Annotated in this window: 17 protein-coding genes and 1 pseudogene; 5 read left to right on the top strand and 13 right to left on the bottom strand. The window is 71.2% G+C overall.

What is annotated here, in order from left to right; all coding sequences use genetic code 11:
• The first annotated feature begins 5 nt into the window (after positions 1 to 5).
• Positions 6 to 764 (top strand): HAD family hydrolase, encoded by a 759-nt coding sequence (locus ACZ6TI_RS22895; protein ID WP_465347151.1) that lies wholly within the window; start codon positions 6 to 8, stop codon positions 762 to 764.
• On the opposite strand, the gene ACZ6TI_RS22890 is transcribed toward ACZ6TI_RS22895, so the two are convergent.
• The 6 genes from ACZ6TI_RS22890 to ACZ6TI_RS22865 all read right to left on the bottom strand — a co-directional run bounded on the left by ACZ6TI_RS22890 (position 753) and on the right by ACZ6TI_RS22865 (position 5,320).
• Positions 753 to 1,652: a YegS/Rv2252/BmrU family lipid kinase gene (locus tag ACZ6TI_RS22890; RefSeq protein ID WP_465347150.1), complete on the bottom strand. Its 900-nt coding sequence runs from the start codon at positions 1,650 to 1,652 to the stop codon at positions 753 to 755. The two genes, ACZ6TI_RS22895 and ACZ6TI_RS22890, sit on opposite strands and share 12 nt — an antisense overlap.
• A gap of 20 nt (positions 1,653 to 1,672) precedes the next feature.
• Positions 1,673 to 2,620: a twin-arginine translocase subunit TatC gene (gene tatC / locus ACZ6TI_RS22885; protein ID WP_465347149.1), complete on the bottom strand. Its 948-nt coding sequence runs from the start codon at positions 2,618 to 2,620 to the stop codon at positions 1,673 to 1,675.
• Between the two features lie 6 nt (positions 2,621 to 2,626).
• Positions 2,627 to 2,917: a Sec-independent protein translocase subunit TatA gene (gene tatA, locus ACZ6TI_RS22880; protein ID WP_465347148.1), complete on the bottom strand. Its 291-nt coding sequence runs from the start codon at positions 2,915 to 2,917 to the stop codon at positions 2,627 to 2,629.
• Positions 2,918 to 3,070: 153 nt separating this feature from the next.
• Positions 3,071 to 3,346, bottom strand: a complete 276-nt coding sequence (locus tag ACZ6TI_RS22875) for a hypothetical protein (protein ID WP_465347449.1) — start codon at positions 3,344 to 3,346, stop codon at positions 3,071 to 3,073.
• Between the two features lie 7 nt (positions 3,347 to 3,353).
• Positions 3,354 to 4,334, bottom strand: a complete 981-nt coding sequence (locus tag ACZ6TI_RS22870) for a helix-turn-helix transcriptional regulator (protein WP_465347147.1) — start codon at positions 4,332 to 4,334, stop codon at positions 3,354 to 3,356.
• On the bottom strand, positions 4,331 to 5,320 hold the full coding sequence (locus tag ACZ6TI_RS22865; protein ID WP_465347146.1) for a helix-turn-helix transcriptional regulator: 990 nt from the start codon (positions 5,318 to 5,320) through the stop codon (positions 4,331 to 4,333). The genes ACZ6TI_RS22870 and ACZ6TI_RS22865 overlap by 4 nt, the downstream gene beginning before the upstream one ends.
• Positions 5,321 to 5,444: 124 nt before the next feature.
• Here ACZ6TI_RS22865 and ACZ6TI_RS22860 point away from each other — a divergent pair, with 124 nt between their 5' ends.
• The 3 genes from ACZ6TI_RS22860 to ACZ6TI_RS22850 all read left to right on the top strand — a co-directional run bounded on the left by ACZ6TI_RS22860 (position 5,445) and on the right by ACZ6TI_RS22850 (position 7,977).
• Positions 5,445 to 6,413: a cation diffusion facilitator family transporter gene (locus ACZ6TI_RS22860; RefSeq protein ID WP_465347448.1), complete on the top strand. Its 969-nt coding sequence runs from the start codon at positions 5,445 to 5,447 to the stop codon at positions 6,411 to 6,413.
• Between the two features lie 11 nt (positions 6,414 to 6,424).
• Entirely contained in the window at positions 6,425 to 7,507 is a 1,083-nt protein-coding gene (locus ACZ6TI_RS22855) for a DUF3866 family protein (protein WP_465347145.1), read from the top strand.
• 62 nt (positions 7,508 to 7,569) lie between these two features.
• The gene (locus ACZ6TI_RS22850; RefSeq protein ID WP_465347144.1) at positions 7,570 to 7,977 is read left to right on the top strand and encodes a VOC family protein; all 408 of its coding nucleotides are present in this window, start codon (positions 7,570 to 7,572) and stop codon (positions 7,975 to 7,977) included.
• Between the two features lie 66 nt (positions 7,978 to 8,043).
• Here ACZ6TI_RS22850 and ACZ6TI_RS22845 read toward each other — a convergent pair whose 3' ends face one another.
• On the bottom strand, positions 8,044 to 8,250 hold the full coding sequence (locus tag ACZ6TI_RS22845; RefSeq protein WP_465347143.1) for a hypothetical protein: 207 nt from the start codon (positions 8,248 to 8,250) through the stop codon (positions 8,044 to 8,046).
• A gap of 23 nt (positions 8,251 to 8,273) precedes the next feature.
• Positions 8,274 to 9,632 carry a Pup--protein ligase gene (gene pafA, locus ACZ6TI_RS22840; protein ID WP_465347142.1) on the bottom strand — a complete coding sequence of 453 codons (1,359 nt, stop codon included), beginning with the start codon at positions 9,630 to 9,632 and terminating at the stop codon, positions 8,274 to 8,276.
• Positions 9,633 to 9,739: 107 nt separating this feature from the next.
• On the opposite strand from pafA, the pseudogene ACZ6TI_RS22835 reads away from it, so the two are divergent.
• Positions 9,740 to 10,561: pseudogene (locus tag ACZ6TI_RS22835) on the top strand (dTDP-glucose 4,6-dehydratase).
• On the opposite strand, the gene prcA reads toward ACZ6TI_RS22835, so the two are convergent.
• The 5 genes from prcA to ACZ6TI_RS22810 form a co-directional block, all read right to left on the bottom strand.
• Positions 10,558 to 11,382 carry a proteasome subunit alpha gene (gene prcA / locus ACZ6TI_RS22830; protein ID WP_465347141.1) on the bottom strand — a complete coding sequence of 275 codons (825 nt, stop codon included), beginning with the start codon at positions 11,380 to 11,382 and terminating at the stop codon, positions 10,558 to 10,560. The pseudogene ACZ6TI_RS22835 and the gene prcA sit on opposite strands and share 4 nt — an antisense overlap.
• Positions 11,383 to 11,443: 61 nt before the next feature.
• On the bottom strand, positions 11,444 to 12,283 hold the full coding sequence (gene prcB / locus ACZ6TI_RS22825) for a proteasome subunit beta (RefSeq protein ID WP_465347140.1): 840 nt from the start codon (positions 12,281 to 12,283) through the stop codon (positions 11,444 to 11,446).
• A gap of 103 nt (positions 12,284 to 12,386) precedes the next feature.
• The gene (locus ACZ6TI_RS22820; protein WP_465347139.1) at positions 12,387 to 12,602 is read right to left on the bottom strand and encodes a ubiquitin-like protein Pup; all 216 of its coding nucleotides are present in this window, start codon (positions 12,600 to 12,602) and stop codon (positions 12,387 to 12,389) included.
• A 130-nt stretch (positions 12,603 to 12,732) separates the two neighbouring features.
• Entirely contained in the window at positions 12,733 to 14,250 is a 1,518-nt protein-coding gene (gene dop, locus ACZ6TI_RS22815; RefSeq protein WP_465347138.1) for a depupylase/deamidase Dop, read from the bottom strand.
• A gap of 46 nt (positions 14,251 to 14,296) precedes the next feature.
• Positions 14,297 to 15,481: an acyltransferase family protein gene (locus tag ACZ6TI_RS22810; protein WP_465347137.1), complete on the bottom strand. Its 1,185-nt coding sequence runs from the start codon at positions 15,479 to 15,481 to the stop codon at positions 14,297 to 14,299.
• Positions 15,482 to 15,629: the final 148 nt, after the last annotated feature.

Raw genomic sequence — 15,629 nt, 5'->3', positions numbered from 1 at the left:
GTATCGTGCGGGGCGTGCCGGATTCTGCCCAATCGACCGACCACCCCCCGGATACCAGCGCGGGACGCCCGGTGGACGCCGTGCTCTTCGACTTCCACGGGACGCTGGCCCAGGTCGAGGATCCGGTGGCCTGGGTGATCGCGGCGGCGGCCGCCTGCGGCGCCGACCTCGACCGGGTGCGCGCCACGGTGCTGGCCGACCGCCTGGTCACCGCCGGGCGCGCGGGCGGCCCGGTGCCGCACCGGGTGCCACCGCACCTGGCCGAGCACTGGGCCGACCGCGACCTCTACGAGCACAGTCACCGCGCCGCCTACACCGGACTGGCGGCGACCGTGGTGACCGACGTCGAGGGGCTGGCCGACGCCCTCTACGAGCGCCTGCTGGGCCCGGACGGCTGGTTGCCCTATGCGGACACCGAGGCGACGCTGCGGGCCCTGCGCGAGGCCGGCATCCGGGTCGCCGTGGTCAGCAACATCGGCTTCGACATCCGGCCGATCTTCGCCGCCTGGGGGCTGGACGCTCTGGTCGACGCGTTCGCGCTGTCCTTCGAGGTGGGCCGGTGCAAGCCCGATCCGGCGATCTTCCTGCGCGCCTGCGGCATGATCGGCGCCGATCCGGAGCGGACGCTGATGGTCGGCGACACGGCCGCCGACGCGGGCGCGGTGCGGGCCGGGTGCTCCGCGCTGGTGCTGCCGGCCGCCGAGCCGGGCCGCCCCAACGGCCTGAGCGCGACGCTGGCCCTCACCGGCTGCTCAGCGCAGTAGGCGGAGGGCGCCGGGGACCGCGGTCACCGCCAGCGGCAGCGGCCCGATGCGCTCACCGTCCGCATAGCCGACGATGTCGTCGGCGTGGATCCGCACCTCGCGGGCGCGATAGGTGCTGACCCGCGGATCGGTGACGTGGGTGCCGCGGCGCAGCCGGGGCTTGAGGCGGGCCAGCGTCAGCCGGCTCATGTTGGCGGCGACCAGCACGTCCAGCAGCCCGTCGGCCGGGTCCGCGCCGGGCACGATGCGCATCCCGCCGCCATAGCTCTCGGTGTTCCCGATCGCCACCAGGACGCCCTCGAAGCCGCGGTCGACGCCATCCAGCTCCAGCGCGTAGACCCGCGGCCGCAACCGCGCCATCTCCAGCGCGATCGCCAGGTCGTAGCGCCGCGGGCCCTTCGGCCAGGGCATCCGGTTGGCCCGCTCGTTGACGATCGCGTCGAAGCCCGCCGCCAGGACCGCGCCGAACCAGCGCACCTCGCCGTCGGTCCCGCTGATCCGGCCCAGATCCATCCGGTGGTCCCGGCCGTCGCGGACGGCGGCGGCGATGGCCTCGGCCGCGGCCAGTGGTCTTCCGGGTACGCCCACACAGTTCGCGAAGTCGTTCCCGGTGCCGGCCGGCACCACGCCGAACCCGACCTCCCGCCCGGCGACCGCCTGCAGCCCCTGGTGCACCGTGCCGTCGCCGCCCACCACGACCAGCGCGGAAACGTCGTCGGCAACGGCCCGGTGGCAAGCCTTCTCGGCGTCCTCCGAAGTGTGCGCGTCGAGCAGCCGCACGGTGCGGCCGGTCGCACCGAGCCGTTCGAGCACCCCGGGAAGCAGACCGCGGTGCCGGCCTCTCCCTGCCGAGGGATTGGCCAGCACCGCGATCGTGTCGTTCGTCACACGCGGAGGTTACCGCCCCGCTATGTCATGTCGTCGTAGCGGCGCTCGATCGGCAGCGGCCCGGCCACCGGCTCGGGCGACTCGACCGCGGTCGGGCCGTCGATCCGGTCACCCGCCGCGACCGGCTCGCGCGGGTCGTCGATCGGTGAGATCGCGTCGTCGTCCAGCCCCGCGTAGAGCTCCTTGCCGCGGCCCCTGCGCCGGTCGTTGAGGAACGCGACACCGGTCGCCGCCAGATAAAGCAAAACCATGCACAGCGCCAGCAGGGTCATGCCGAACGGCCCCGGGTCGGGCGTGGCGATCGCCGCGAAGCCGAAGGACAGGAACACCACGATCCGCCACCAGCTCAGCAGCCGGCGCGCGCTGACCACACCGGTGAAGTTGAGCATCAGCAGGACCAGCGGGAACTCGAACGCCGCCCCGAAGATCATGATCATGCTGGTCACGAAGCCTATGTATGCCGTGACCTCGAGCTGGGTGGTGTCGCCGATGACACCGGCCTCCATGATGAACGGCAGGCTGTGCCCGATCACGAAGTAGGCCAGCACGGCGCCGCCGATGAACAGCGGCGCGGCGATCGCGACGAAGACGTAGGCCCACTTGCGCTCGTGCCGGTGCAGGCCCGGCGCGATGAACGCCCACAGCTGGAAGAGCCAGACCGGCGCGCCGACGATCAGGCCGACCCACAGCGCGATCTTGAGTCGCAGGAGCAGGCCGTCGGTGGCGCCCAGCACGGTGAACCGGCACTTGCCGTCGATCCACGAGCTGTCCAGCGAGCAGTATGGCCCCTCGAGGACGTGGAACACCCATTGGGAGATGATGAAGCCGACGATCAGGCCACCCACGATGCCGAGCGACGCCCAGAAGAGCCGGTTACGCAGCTCTCGGACATGCTCGATCAACGTCATCGAGCCGTCGGCGGCCTGCTCGAACTTGCTGGGCCCCTGACGGCGCAGGGAGAGAGCCATGACGGGTCAGCGGTCGGTGGTGCGCTGCTGCACCGGGTCGACATAGGGCTGCTGCTGAGGCTGCTGCTGCCGCTGCGGGTCGTGGATCTCGGTGGGGTGCACGGGCTGGCGGGAGTGCTGCGGCTCCGCCTTCTCCGCGACGTTGTTGTCCTCGTCGATCAGGCCCTTGGTCTCGGCCTTGATGATCCGCAACGAGCGGCCCAGCGAGCGCGCCGCGTCCGGCAGCCGCTTCGCGCCGAAGAGCAGCACGAGCACGACGACGAAGACGATGATGTGCCATGGCTTGAGGGCGCCCATGGGATTACTCCAGTCGGTCGGATCAAGGACGGGGTGGTCGGGGTCCATCGTACGTGTGGTTTCCGCGGTGTAACCGCCTGCGGTGCCTGTGGATTTGCCGTGCGGCGGTGAAGTTCGGGACAACCCGGAGACAACGCCGCAGGTCGGCAGGTTTCACCGGCGTGACGGCCAGGCGTGCTTTCCGCTCGAGTCGTGCCCGGCCTTGATCAGCGCGAGCCGCTCCTGCATCGTCTCGGCCCGGCCCTGCAACCCGAGCAGAGTTTCCTGCAGCCGCTCGGCGCCGGCCTGCAACTGCTCCGCCTCGGCCTGGCGGCGCTGCACCCGGCCGACCGCGCGCTGCAGCTCGGACAGCTTGCCCAGCAGCGGCAGGGCCGCCGCGAGCAGAATGATCAGTCCGAGCACGCCGGCCCCGATCAGGATCCACGTCATCACGTGATCAGCTTATCTGTGCGTACTGGTCGAGCGCCTTGGCGGCCTGCGCGCGGATCCGGTCGACCAGCTCCGGCGGGCTGACCACGGTCACGTCCGGCCCCACCCCGATCAGCAGGCGCTGGGCCCAGCCCAGGTCGGTGACCCGCATGGTGACCAGCCACTCGTCGCCGTCCGGGTGGACGCTCTCCACCGGGTAGTACTCGGTCAGCCAGCGGCTGCTGCGGCCCACCCGCAGGGTGACCAGGGGCAGTTCGGGGCCGGGGTGGAAGACGCCGCCGGTGACGTCGGACGGCACCACGCCGACCGGCGGGCGGGACGGCTCGTCCAGCTCGGTCCAGGCGTCGATCCGGTCGATCCGGAACATCCGGGTCGCCTCGGCGCGGCGGCACCACGCCTCCAGATAGGCCTTGCCGCCGACCATCAGCATCCGCATCGGGTCGACGGTGCGCTCGGAGGTCTCGTCCCGGGTCGCCGTGTAATAGGTCAGGTGCAGGGCGTGGCCGCGCTCGACCGCCGCCCGGATCGCGTCCAGCCGCTCGTTGGCGGGCGGCAGCCGCACCGCCACCGGCGCGTCGGCGAGGTCGCCGGCCGCGTTCTCGATCTTGGCAAGGGCGCGCTCGATCACGTCGCGGGTGCCCGTGCCCGGTGTCTCCGCCAGCATGCGCAGGGCCACTACCAGCGCGAGCGCCTCGTCCTGGGTGAGGCGCAGCGGGCGGTCGATGCCGGCGTCGTAGGTGATCGTCACCCGGTCGCCGTCGAGCGCCATGTCGATCAGGTCGCCCGGGCCGTAACCGGGCAGCCCACAGACCCAGAGCAACTCCAGGTCGGCGCGCAGCTGGGTCTCGGTGATGCCCAGGCCGGCGGCCGCGTCGGCGGTCGCGATGCCGGGCCGGGCCAGCAGGTAGGGCACCAGGTTGAGCAGCCGGCCCAGGCGGTCCGCGGAGGCCTTGGACCCGGCCGTCACGCCACGCTGCTGCGCTGTCACGTCGCCACCGCCACGCCCTCGTGCCGCGCGACGATCTCCTTGAGCTGCTGGATGACCGCCTCGCGCAGCTCCGGCGGGGAGTCCGCGCGCACGTCCGCGCCATAACCGACCAGGGTCGCGGCCAGCCGCTCGGCGTCCGAATAGGGAATCGTCAGCACGTCGCCGTCCGCGCCCTTGGCCGAGTCGATCGCCCAGCGGCGCAGGCCCGCGGCGCGACCCGGCCGGACCGTGACGGTGGCGCGGCCGTTGTGCGCGACCGGGCCGCCCCAGCGGGAGACGTGCTGGATCAGGTCCTCGTTCTCCGGCGGGGTGAAGGCGCCGGCGCGGCCGGTGAGGCGCACGTTGCCGACGATGCGGGAGAGGCGGAAGCAGCGGGCGGCGCGGCGGTCGCGGTCGTGTCCCACCACGTACCACCGGCCCTGCCAGCACACCACGCCCCAGGGCTCCAGCCGCCGGGTCGCCGGGGCGTCGCTCTCCGGCGCCCGGTAGGAGAACGACACCGCCCGCCGATCGCGCGCCGCCGTGGTCAGCGGCCCGAACGCCGGATCCACCGTCACCACCGGCTCCACGCCCAGCGTGGCCTGCGGGTCCACCTCGACCCCGGCGGCCCGCAGCTTGGCCAGGCCGGAGGACGCGGCGGCGGCCAGGCCGGCGTGCTGCCACAGCCGGGCGGCGATGCCCACGGCGGCCGCCTCGTCCGGCTCCAGCAGGATGTCGGGCAGCGCGTACTCCCGGTGGGCGATGCGGTAACCGGGCTCGTTGTCGAACGCGGACGGTGTGCCCATCTCCAGCGGAACGCCGAGCTCGCGCAGCTCGGCCTTGTCCCGCTCGAACTTGCGCTGGAAGGCCTCGTGGTCCTTCGGGTCCTCGGGGTCGTGCTCGTAACCCGGCACGGTCGCGGCGATCTGCGCGGCGGTCAGGAACCGTCGCGTGGACAGCAGGCAGATCACCAGGTTCACCAGGCGCTCGGTGCGGGTCCGCGACACGAGACAGAACGCTAGCAGCCTCCCGGCCGGGCGGTTATCCGGCGACGCCGCGGGGAAGGGAGAACGGGTGTCATCATCTGAATCCTCCGCACCGGTCGGCCTGGCCGGCGCCGAGCCGCTCCCGGTGCCCGCCGAGCCGGGCGAGGGCGGCAACGAGAGCGTCGGCACGGTCATCCTCGCCGGACTCGCCAACCTGGTCATCGCCGCCGCCAAACTGGTCGCCGGCATGGTGTCCGGATCGGCCGCGATGCTCTCCGAGTCGGCCCACTCGCTGGCCGACACGGTCACCGAGGTCTTCCTGTTCGTCGCGCTGCGCCGCGGCGGCAAGCCCGCCGACGAACAACACCCTTTCGGGTACGGCAAGGAGAGCTTCGTCTGGGCCTTCATCGCGGCGCTGTTCACGTTCATCGGCGGCGCCGGGTTCTCCGTCTACCACGGCGTCACCACGATCATCAGTGGCGAACACAGCGGCGACTACCTGCTCTCGTACATCGTGCTCGGGGTCTCGTTTCTCGCCGAGGGCACCTCGTTCCTGAAGGCGCGGCGGCAGGTCCGCGGCGAGTCGAAGCGGTGGGGCATCACGCCGTCGCGGTTCCTGCGGCTCACCCCGGACACCACGGTCAAGGCGGTCTACTTCGAGGACTCCGCGGCGCTGATCGGCCTGGTGCTGGCCGCGATGGGCATCGGGCTCGCCCAGCTCACCGGCTCCGAGGTCTGGGACGGCATCGCGTCGATCCTGATCGGCCTGCTGCTGCTCGTGGTCGCCTTCACGCTGGCCAGCAGCAACGTCTCGCTGCTGGTCGGCCGGGCGGTGCCGCGGGCCATGCACAACCAGATCGCCGACGACCTGGCGGCCATCGACGTCGTCACCGCGGTGCCGACGCTGCTCACCATGCAGCTCGGCCCCGGCGACATTCTGGTCGCCGCCAAGGTCGACTTCGACGACGAGGTGAACGGCGGGGAGATCGAGGCCGCGTCCGACGACGCCGAGCGTCGCCTGCGCGAGCGTTACCCCGGCATCCGGTACGTGTTCCTGGACCCGACGCGCGGCACGGCCGGGCGCAACCACCGGGACGGCGGAGTGGACCTATAGGGTCCCGGTTCATGGTGCGCTGGCGGTCCGGAACGGTTCTTTCGGTGGGCCGGTCGTGGCGCGGCGCGGTGGAGCTGCAGGTGTCCGTCGACACGGCGCCGGTCCGCGCGCTGGCCTACCCGGAGCTGGTGGGCACGCCGATCGAGGGCGACCGGGTGCTGCTCAACGTGGGCGCGCAGGTGATGGGCCTCGGCACCGGCGGGTACGCCCTGGTGGTCGCCCTCCCCGACCGGCTGCCGCCCGATCCGGTCTCGTCCGGCACCACCCGCGACAGCGGTCACCTGGTGAAGGCCCGCTACACCCCGCTGCAGCCGATCCTGCTCGGCGTGGACGAGGAGGCCTCCCCGCACCGGCCGGTGATGGCCGCCGCCACGTCGCTGTCCTCGATGCCGGTGGTCACCGCCGACCTGCACTCGGCGCTGCCCGCGATCCTGGCCGGCGTGCTGCACTCGCGCCCGGCCGCCCGGGTGGCCTATGTGATGACCGACGGCGGCGCGTTGCCCGCCTGGTTCTCCCGCACGCTCTCCGGCCTGGCGGACTCGCTGGCCGGCACGATCACCGCGGGGCAGTCCTTCGGCGGCGACCTGGAGGCCGGCACGGTGCACACCGCGCTGCTGGCCGCCCGCCACGTGCTGGAAGCCGACGTGACCATCCTGACCCAGGGGCCCGGCAACCTCGGCACCGGCACGACGTGGGGCTTCTCCGGGGTCGGCATCGGCGAGGCGATCAACGCGATCGGCACGCTCGGCGGCCGGGCCGTCGGCTCGCTGCGCATCTCGGACGGCGACGGTCGTCCCCGCCACCGCGGCGTCTCGCACCACTCGCTGACGGCCTACGGCCGGGTCGCCCTGCTGCCCGCCGACCTGGTGATCCCGCTGGGGCTGCCGCCGGCCCTGGCCGACGAGGTGGCGACCGCGGTGGCCCCGCTGTCCGCCCGCCACCACCTGGTCCGGGTGCCGACCGACGGCCTGATGGACGCGCTGCGCGCGAGCCCGGTCCCGTTGTCCACCATGGGCCGCGACCTCGACCAGGACAGCGCCTACTTCCTGGCCGCGGCGGCCGCCGGCCGGCACGCCGCCGCCCTGCTCTCCTAGTTGGCATGTCGTCCCGGCGACGATGGGCTTGCCGGCGCCGGGCCGGGTCATAGGTTGGCGCGGTGCATCTTGATCTCGTCGTGCTGATCGTGGACGACTACGACCCGGCGATCGAGTTCTTCACCGGCGTGCTCGGGTTCGACCTGGTGGAGGATTCGCCGTCGCTGACCAACGACGGCCGCCCCAAGCGCTGGGTCGAGGTGCGCCCGACCGGCGCCCGCACCGGCCTGCTGCTGGCCCGGGCCGACGAGCACCAGCGCGCGGCGATCGGCAACCAGGCCGCCGACCGGGTGGGCTTCTTCCTGCGCGTGGACGACTTCGACGCGCACCACCGCCGGCTGGCCGAGGCCGGCGTCACCTTCGTCACCGAACCGCGCGACGAGCCCTACGGCCGGGTGGCGGTCTTCCTGGACATCGCGGGCAACCGCTGGGACCTGCTGGGCCCCAGCCAACCCTCACCCTCCACCTGACCTCGACCCTCAACCTCAGGTCGAGCCTCAGGCGCCCAGACAGCTGGAACCTGAAGAACTTGATCCTCAGCTGGTGATGATCAGATAGAGCCAGCCGGCCAGGAACAGCACGAGGATGACCGCCAGAAGCCACGTCGGGATCTTGTGATTGCCCTCGCGGTCGCGCTGGATCTGGGCACGGATGCGCTCGCGGCGACGGTCGACCCGGCCGCGGATCACGTCCTCGAACGTGCGCTCGGCGGGCTGGTCGGGCTCCGGCTTGGAAGAAGTCATCGCCCGGCCAGCCTAGCCATATGTCACATGCTGGCGATCAGGCGCTCCACGCGCTCGTCGTAGGCGCGGAACGGGTCCTTGCAGAGCACCGTGCGCTGCGCCTGGTCGTTGAGCTTGAGGTGCACCCAGTCGACGGTGAAGTCGCGACGCTTCTCCTGGGCGTGCCGGATGAACTCGCCGCGCAGCCGGGCCCGCGTGGTCTGCGGCGGCGTCTCCTTGGCCTCGAAGATCTCCAGGTCGTTGGAGATGCGGTCGACCTGCTTGCGCTTCTCCATCAGCGCGTAGAGGCCGCGGCCCCGGCGCACGTCGTGGTAGGCCAGGTCGAGCTGGGCGATCCGCGGGTGGCTCATCGGGATCTGGTGCTTCGCCTGGTAGCGCTCGATCAGCTTGAGCTTGCTGACCCAGTCGATCTCGCGGGAGACCGGGTCGAGGTCGCCGCTCTCGATCGCGTTGAGCACCCGGCCCCACAGCTCGACGACGCGCTTGGCGGTCTGGTCGCCGCCGCGGCGCTCGACGAACTCGGTGGCCTTGGCGAGGTATTCCTGCTGGATCTCGAGCGCGCTGACCTCTTTGTTGTTGGCCAGGCGGATCTTGCGGCGGCCGGTGACGTCGTGGCTGACCTCGCGGATGGCCCGGATCGGGTTCTCCAGAGTCAGGTCACGCATCACCACGCCGGCCTCGATCATGCGGAGCACGATGTCGGCGCTGCCCACCTTGAGCAGCGTGGTGACCTCGTTCATGTTCGAGTCGCCGACGATCACGTGCAGACGGCGGTAGCGCTCGGCGTCGGCGTGCGGCTCGTCGCGGGTGTTGATGATCGGGCGGCTGCGGGTGGTGGCGCTGGAGACGCCCTCCCAGATGTGCTCGGCGCGCTGCGAGAGGCAGAAGACGGCGCCGCGCGGGGTCTGCAGCACCTTGCCGGCGCCGCAGATCAGCTGCCGGGTGACCAGGAACGGGATCAGCACATCGGCCAGGCGGCCGAACTCACCGTGCCGGCTGACCAGGTAGTTCTCGTGGCAGCCGTACGAGTTGCCGGCCGAGTCGGTGTTGTTCTTGAAGAGGTAGATCTCCCCCGCGATCCCCTCGTCGTGCAGGCGCTTCTCGGCGTCGACCAGCAGACCCTCGAGGATGCGCTCGCCGGCCCGGTCGTGGGCCACCAGATCGGTGACCGAATCGCACTCCGGGGTCGCGTATTCCGGGTGGGAACCGACATCGAGGTAGAGGCGAGCGCCGTTGCGGAGGAACACGTTGCTGCTGCGTCCCCAGGACACCACACGGCGGAACAGGTAGCGGGCCACCTCGTCGGGAGACAGCCGCCGCTGTCCCCGGTAGGTGCATGTGACGCCGTACTCGGTTTCGAGGCCGAAAATTCGCCGTTCCATGACGAAACACTAGCCGTCCGGCACCCGTGAACGGCAGTCACAACCCGCCGTTTCACCGCCGCGAAGCGCGCAGCGCCGGATTTACCTGCGGATACGCTGCCGTCGGCATGAAATTACTGGTCACCGGCGGCGCCGGATTCATCGGCTCCCATTTCGTCCGCACCGTGCTGGCGGACGCGATGCCCGGTCTCGAGGGCGCACGGATCACGGTGCTGGACAAGCTCACCCACGCCGGCGGTTTCGGCAATCTGGGTCCGGTCGCGGAGAGCAGGCGACTGGACTTCGTGCCCGGCGACGTCTGCGACGCGGCGCTGGTGGACACCGCCGCGCGGGACATGGACGCGCTCGTCAACCTGGCCGTGGAGCCGCACGCGCCGGCGACCAACGCGCTCGGCACCCAGGTGCTGCTGGACGCCGCGCTGCGGCACGGGATGCCGCGTTTCCTGCAGGTCTCCACGGATGAGATCTACGGCACGATCCCGCGCGCGTCGCTGCCCGTCGTCGAGGGCGTGCTCGACGTGGGTGAATGGACCGAGCCTCGTCCCGCGCCTCGTGACGAGCCTGCTGGACGGGCGGACGGCCACGCTCGACGACGGCGGGGCGCAGGACCGCGACCGGCTGCACGTCGACGACCACTGCCGGGGGCTCGCGCTCGCACTGACCGAAGGCAAGGCCGGCGAGATCTACCACATCGGCAGCGACCACCTGGCGACCGACCGGGAACTCACCGAGCTCCTGCGGGAGCTGTGCGGGGCTCCTCCGGGCGGCGCCGAGGACGAGCCGCAGGCCGAGGTCCGTCCGGCCCTGGACGACACGAAGATCCGGCGCGACCTCGGTCACCGCCCGCTCATCGGGCTCGACGAGGGCTGGCCGCCACCGTCCAGTGGTATCGCGACCACGAGGACTGGTGGCGACCGCTGGTCGGCTAGCTCTCCTCGTCCTTGTCCGTGCCCTCCAGGTCGGCGGGCGCGGCGGAGACGGTCGGCTTGGTCTCGGCCGGAGCCGGCGGCGCCGCGTCACCCGCGTCACCGACCTCCTTCTCCGGCACGTCCTTGCCGCCCTCGAGCAGCGTGGTCAGCGCCGCCCCGGTGATGCGCCGGAACGCGCGGCCGTTGCGGGTGCGGTCGAGCACCGCCACCTCGAGCTGTGCGGCGCTCAGCTCGCGGGTGGCGCCGTTCTCCCCGCCCACGCTGCCCAGTGCCGCCACGGCCACCTTGAGCGCCGCGCCGGCGTCCGCGGTGGCGTCGTGCCGCTCCTTGAGCACCGCGGCGATCGCCTCGGCCTGGCCGCCCATCGCCATGAAGCCCGGCTCGTCCATCACCGAGCCGTCATAGGTGATCCGGTAGAGCTCGTCCGACTCCGGCGACGAACCCACCTGGGCCACGCAGATCTCGACCTCATAGGGCTTCTGCGTCTCGGAGAAGATCGCGCCCAGCGTCTGCGTGTACGCGTTCGCCAGCGCCCGCCCGGTGACGTCCCGCCGGTCGTACGCCAGCCCGTTCAGGTCCGCCATCCGGATCCCGGCCCGCCGCAGACTCTCGAACTCGTTGTACCGCCCGACCGCGGCAAACCCGATCTTGTCGTACAGCTCGCTGATCTTCCGCAGCGACGTCAGGTTTTCCGCCACCAGGAGGATGCCACCGACATAGCTGAGCACGACGGCCGACCGGCCGCGTGCGATGCCCTTGCGGGCGTATTCCGAGCGGTCCCGCTGGACCTGCTCGGGCGATGCGTAGAACTGCATGGCCACGGGGGCTGCTCCTTCTCTCGTCTCGGCAGGTGTCGTCGCGCGCGCAGTGCGGGCGCGCGGATCAGCCGCCCGGGTTCTCCGCGCGGCGTGCGACGACCTGCTCGGCCACCGTGGTGATCTCGGCCTCGGTGAGGCGGTGCGTGCTGTCCGCCGTCGCGGTCATCACCACCGGGTAGATCTTGCGGATCACGTCGGGTCCGCCGGTGGCGGTGTCGTCGTCGGCCGCGTCGTAGAGCGCCTCGACCGCCAGCACGATGGCGTCCTGCGTGCTAACGCCGGGCCGGAAGCGCTTCTTGAGCGCCGACTTGGCGAACAGCGAGCCGGAGCCGATCGCGTCGTAGCCGGTCTCCTCATAGAGACCGCCGGCCACGTCGAAGCTGAAGATGCGCCCGGCCCGGGAGGGGTCGGACGGCGCCAGGTCGAAACCGGCGAACAACGGGACGACGGCCAGCCCCTGCATGGCCGCGCCCAGATTGCCCCGCACCATCGCGGCCAGCCGATTTGCCTTGCCGTCGAGGGACAGCATCGCGCCCTCGATCTTCTCGTAGTGCTCGAGCTCGACCTGGAAGATCCGCATCAGCTCGATGCCGATGCCGGCCGTCCCGGCGATGCCGATCAGCGAATAGGCGTCCGCCGGATGCACCTTTTCGATGTCGCGGCTGGCGATGAGGTTGCCCATCGTCGCCCGCCGGTCGCCGGCCATCACGACACCCTCGGCGGTGGCGATGGCGACGATCGTGGTGCCGTGCGGCGCGAGGTCGCCGGCCAGCCCCGGCGGCAACGGCCGGCGACCCGGCAGCAGCTCGGGGGCGGCCTGACTCAGGAACTGCGTGAAGGAGGACGTCCCTGCGTTGGTGAACACATCTGGTAGACGCCCGGATGGATCAAAACCCGCTGCCACGTGGTTCCCTTCAGTTACATGATCGCTCCGGAGAGGAGCACCATATCCAACGTGCCCCCGCCGGCGCGATGATCGTCATTCAGATGTGGGCTGTCCGATATGCCTACTGACCGCCCTTTTGCACATAACCACGGACGAATTCTTCGGCGTTTTCCTCCAGGACGGAGTCGATTTCGTCGAGCAGGTCGTCGACGTCCTCGTCGATCTCCGCCTTGCGCTCCGCCACCTCGGGGTTCGCCTCGGTGGTGACGTCCTCGACCTCTTCGTCGCGCTTGCCCTTGCCGGACTGCGACTGGCCGCCGGTGTCTCGGGTTGCCATCTGGGGTCCCCCTTCTCTCCCGATCACTCTCGGGATGCTGAAAACCTACCTCGCCCGTACGACAATGCTGCCGCCGACACCTGGTCCTTCGGACGGCGTGGAGAACCCGGACCCTCCGGGCTCGACCGTGTCACCGGCTGGTGATCACCTCAAGGAGATCCTTCGCCGTGTCGCACTTGTCGAACAGGGCCCCGACGTGCTTCTTGGTGCCGCGTTCCGGTTCCATCATCGGCACCCGGACGAGCGACTCCCGGCCCACGTCGAATATCACCGAGTCCCAGCTGGCCGCGACCACTTCGGACGCGTACTGGGCGAGGCAGCGCCCGCGGAAATAGGCGCGGGTGTCCTCGGGGGGCTCGACCATCGCGCGCCGCACGGCGTCGTCGTCGAGCAGGGTCCGCATCGAGCCCCGGGCCACCAGGCGGTGGTAGAGGCCCTTCTCCGGGCGGACGTCCGCGTATTGCAGATCGACCAGCTGGAGCTTGGGCGAGGCCCAGGTCAGGTCCTCGCGCTCGCGGTATCCCTCCAGCAGCCGCAGCTTGGCCACCCAGTCGAGGGAGTCGGAGCAGAGCATCGGGTCGCGGCCCAGCTTGTCGAGGACGTCCTCCCAGCGGTTGAGGATGTCCACGGTCTGGTCGTCGGCGTCCGCGCCGTAACGCTCGTCGACGAAGGCCTTGGCCCGCTCGAAATAGGCCCACTGGAGGTCGAGCGCGGTGAGCCGGCGGCCGTCGCGCAGCCGCATCAGGTGCTTGAGCGACGGGTCGTGGCTGACCGCCTTGAGCTCGCTCACCGGGTCGGCGATGCCGAGCTCGCCGGTGAACACCTTGTCCTCGATCATGGCGAGCACCAGCGCGGTGGTGCCGACCTTGAGGTAGGTCGCGATCTCGGACAGGTTGGCGTCACCGATGATCACGTGCAGCCGGCGGTATTTGTCGGCGTCCGAGTGCGGCTCGTCGCGGGTGTTGATGATCGGCCGCTTCAGCGTGGTCTCCAGGCCCACCTCGACCTCGAAGAAGTCGGCGCGGGAGGAGATCTGGAAGCCGGAGCCCGAGCCGTCCTGCCCGAGACCGACCCGGCCGACGCCGGTGAAGATCTGCCGGGTCACGAAGAACGGCGTCAGGTGCGCCACGATGTCCGCGAACGGGGTCTGCCGGCGCATCAGGTAGTTCTCGTGCGAGCCGTACGAGGCGCCTTTGTTGTCGGTGTTGTTCTTGTAGAGCTGAATGCGGTGCGCGCCCGGGATGGTGGCGGCCCGGCGCGACGCCTCGGCCATCACCCGCTCCCCCGCCTTGTCCCACTTGACGACGTCGAGCGGGTTGGTGCACTCGGGGGTGCTGTATTCCGGGTGGGCGTGGTCGACGTAGAGGCGGGCACCGTTGGTCAGTATCACGTTGGCCAGCCCGAGATCCTCGTCGGCCAGGGCGTCGGCGGGGTCGTAGGCGGCGCCGGAGTAGGTGAAGCCGCGGGCGTCGCGCAGCGGCGACTCCTCTTCGTAGTCCCACCGGGCCCGGCCGCCGCGGGTCAGCTCGGGCCGTGCGCCATAGGCGTTGACCACCTGCGACGACGTGACCATCGGGTTGGCGCCGGGCTGTCCGGGGACCGAAATGCCGTACTCGACCTCGGTGCCCATGATCCGTCGAACGCTCATGCTGCTGCTCCACCCGCCGCTGGAATGCCGTGCCCTTGCATCGAGCCTAGACGCTTCGCGTTCCATTGACGCGTCTGGCCGTGCGCGTCACGGCACGCTGCGTCGCCAGCCGCCGGCCGAGTGCCTGGCAGGGCTCTTCGATCCACCGGTACGCGAGGACGGCCGCACCGATCGCGAAGGCCAGGCACACCACTGCCAGCGGCACCCTGACCTGCACCGGGCGCTCGGCGAGGTGCGGGACCATCCGGGCGAACGCCAGCATCACCACCACGTGCAACACGTACAGGGAGTAACTGATCGTGCCAAGCCGGACCAGGAAACCGGGCGCCGGGCGTTCGCGCAGGGCGGAGAATGCCGCAAATGTCGCCGCGACCGCCGCCGTGGTGACCGCCCCGACCGTGGTGGCCAGCCCGGCGCCGACGACGGCCAGCGCGATCCCGCCGGGCAGCCGGCCGATCTCGCCGCGGTGCAGCCGGTGCACGACGGTCCCGGCGAACATCGTGGCCAGCAGCAGCAGGCCCTGGCCGGACGAGGCGACCGTGCTTCCCGCGGCCGGGTGCCCGTTGACCGCGACGACGCCGAGCAGCGCGATCCCGGCGATCCCGGCTGCCCGCACCCGGCGGCGGGTGAGGCACGCCACGACGATCGCGACGACCACCATGGCGAGCCCGATCGCGGTGGCCCGGCGGCTCCCGAAGCCGCTGGCGAGCAGGCCGTCCGGCAGCGGCAGCGCGAGCGCGGCGACGGCCAGCACGGTGGCGATCGGCGCGCTGTGCCGGTGCAGCCGCCAGGCGAAGAGCCCGGAGACGACGAGGTAGAAGACCATCTCGTAGGTCAGCGTCCAGAACGGCCGGACCGCGCCGCGCAGGCCCAGCAGGTCGGTCAGCATGGTGGCGTGGCCGAGCACGCCGCTGACGGTCTGGTCCCGCAGCACCGCCGGGATCGCCGCGGTGGTCACCACCAGCACCGCGATGGCCGCCAGATAGGCCGGATAGATGCGGAAGAGGCGCCCGATCCAGAACCGGCGCAGTGAGCCGTGCCGTTCCAGCGACATCGGGATGACGTATCCGCTGACCAGGAAGAACAGCAGGACGGCGTACCTGCCGAGGTCGAGCAGGCGGTAGACGCTCAGGTGCGTCTCGGGGCCGAGCAGCCACGGCCCGAGGTGGAAGAGCACGACGACCCCGGCGGCCCAGCCCCGGAGAGCGTCGAGCCAACCCAGCCGGTTCATGCCTGGTGAAACGACGAAGCGGGGGGGGGGGGGGGCCCCCCCCCCCCCCCCCCCCACCCCCCTCCCCCCCCCCGCCCGGTTTTTTGGTCGTCTCTCTCTAACGGCCCTCCTCCTCGCCCCTTCCCCCGGCAACAAGCGTGTGGATGTC

The sequence above is a fragment of the Actinoplanes sp. NPDC051388 genome (assembly GCF_055586225.1).
This window is presented reverse-complemented; position numbering and strand designations above follow the sequence as displayed.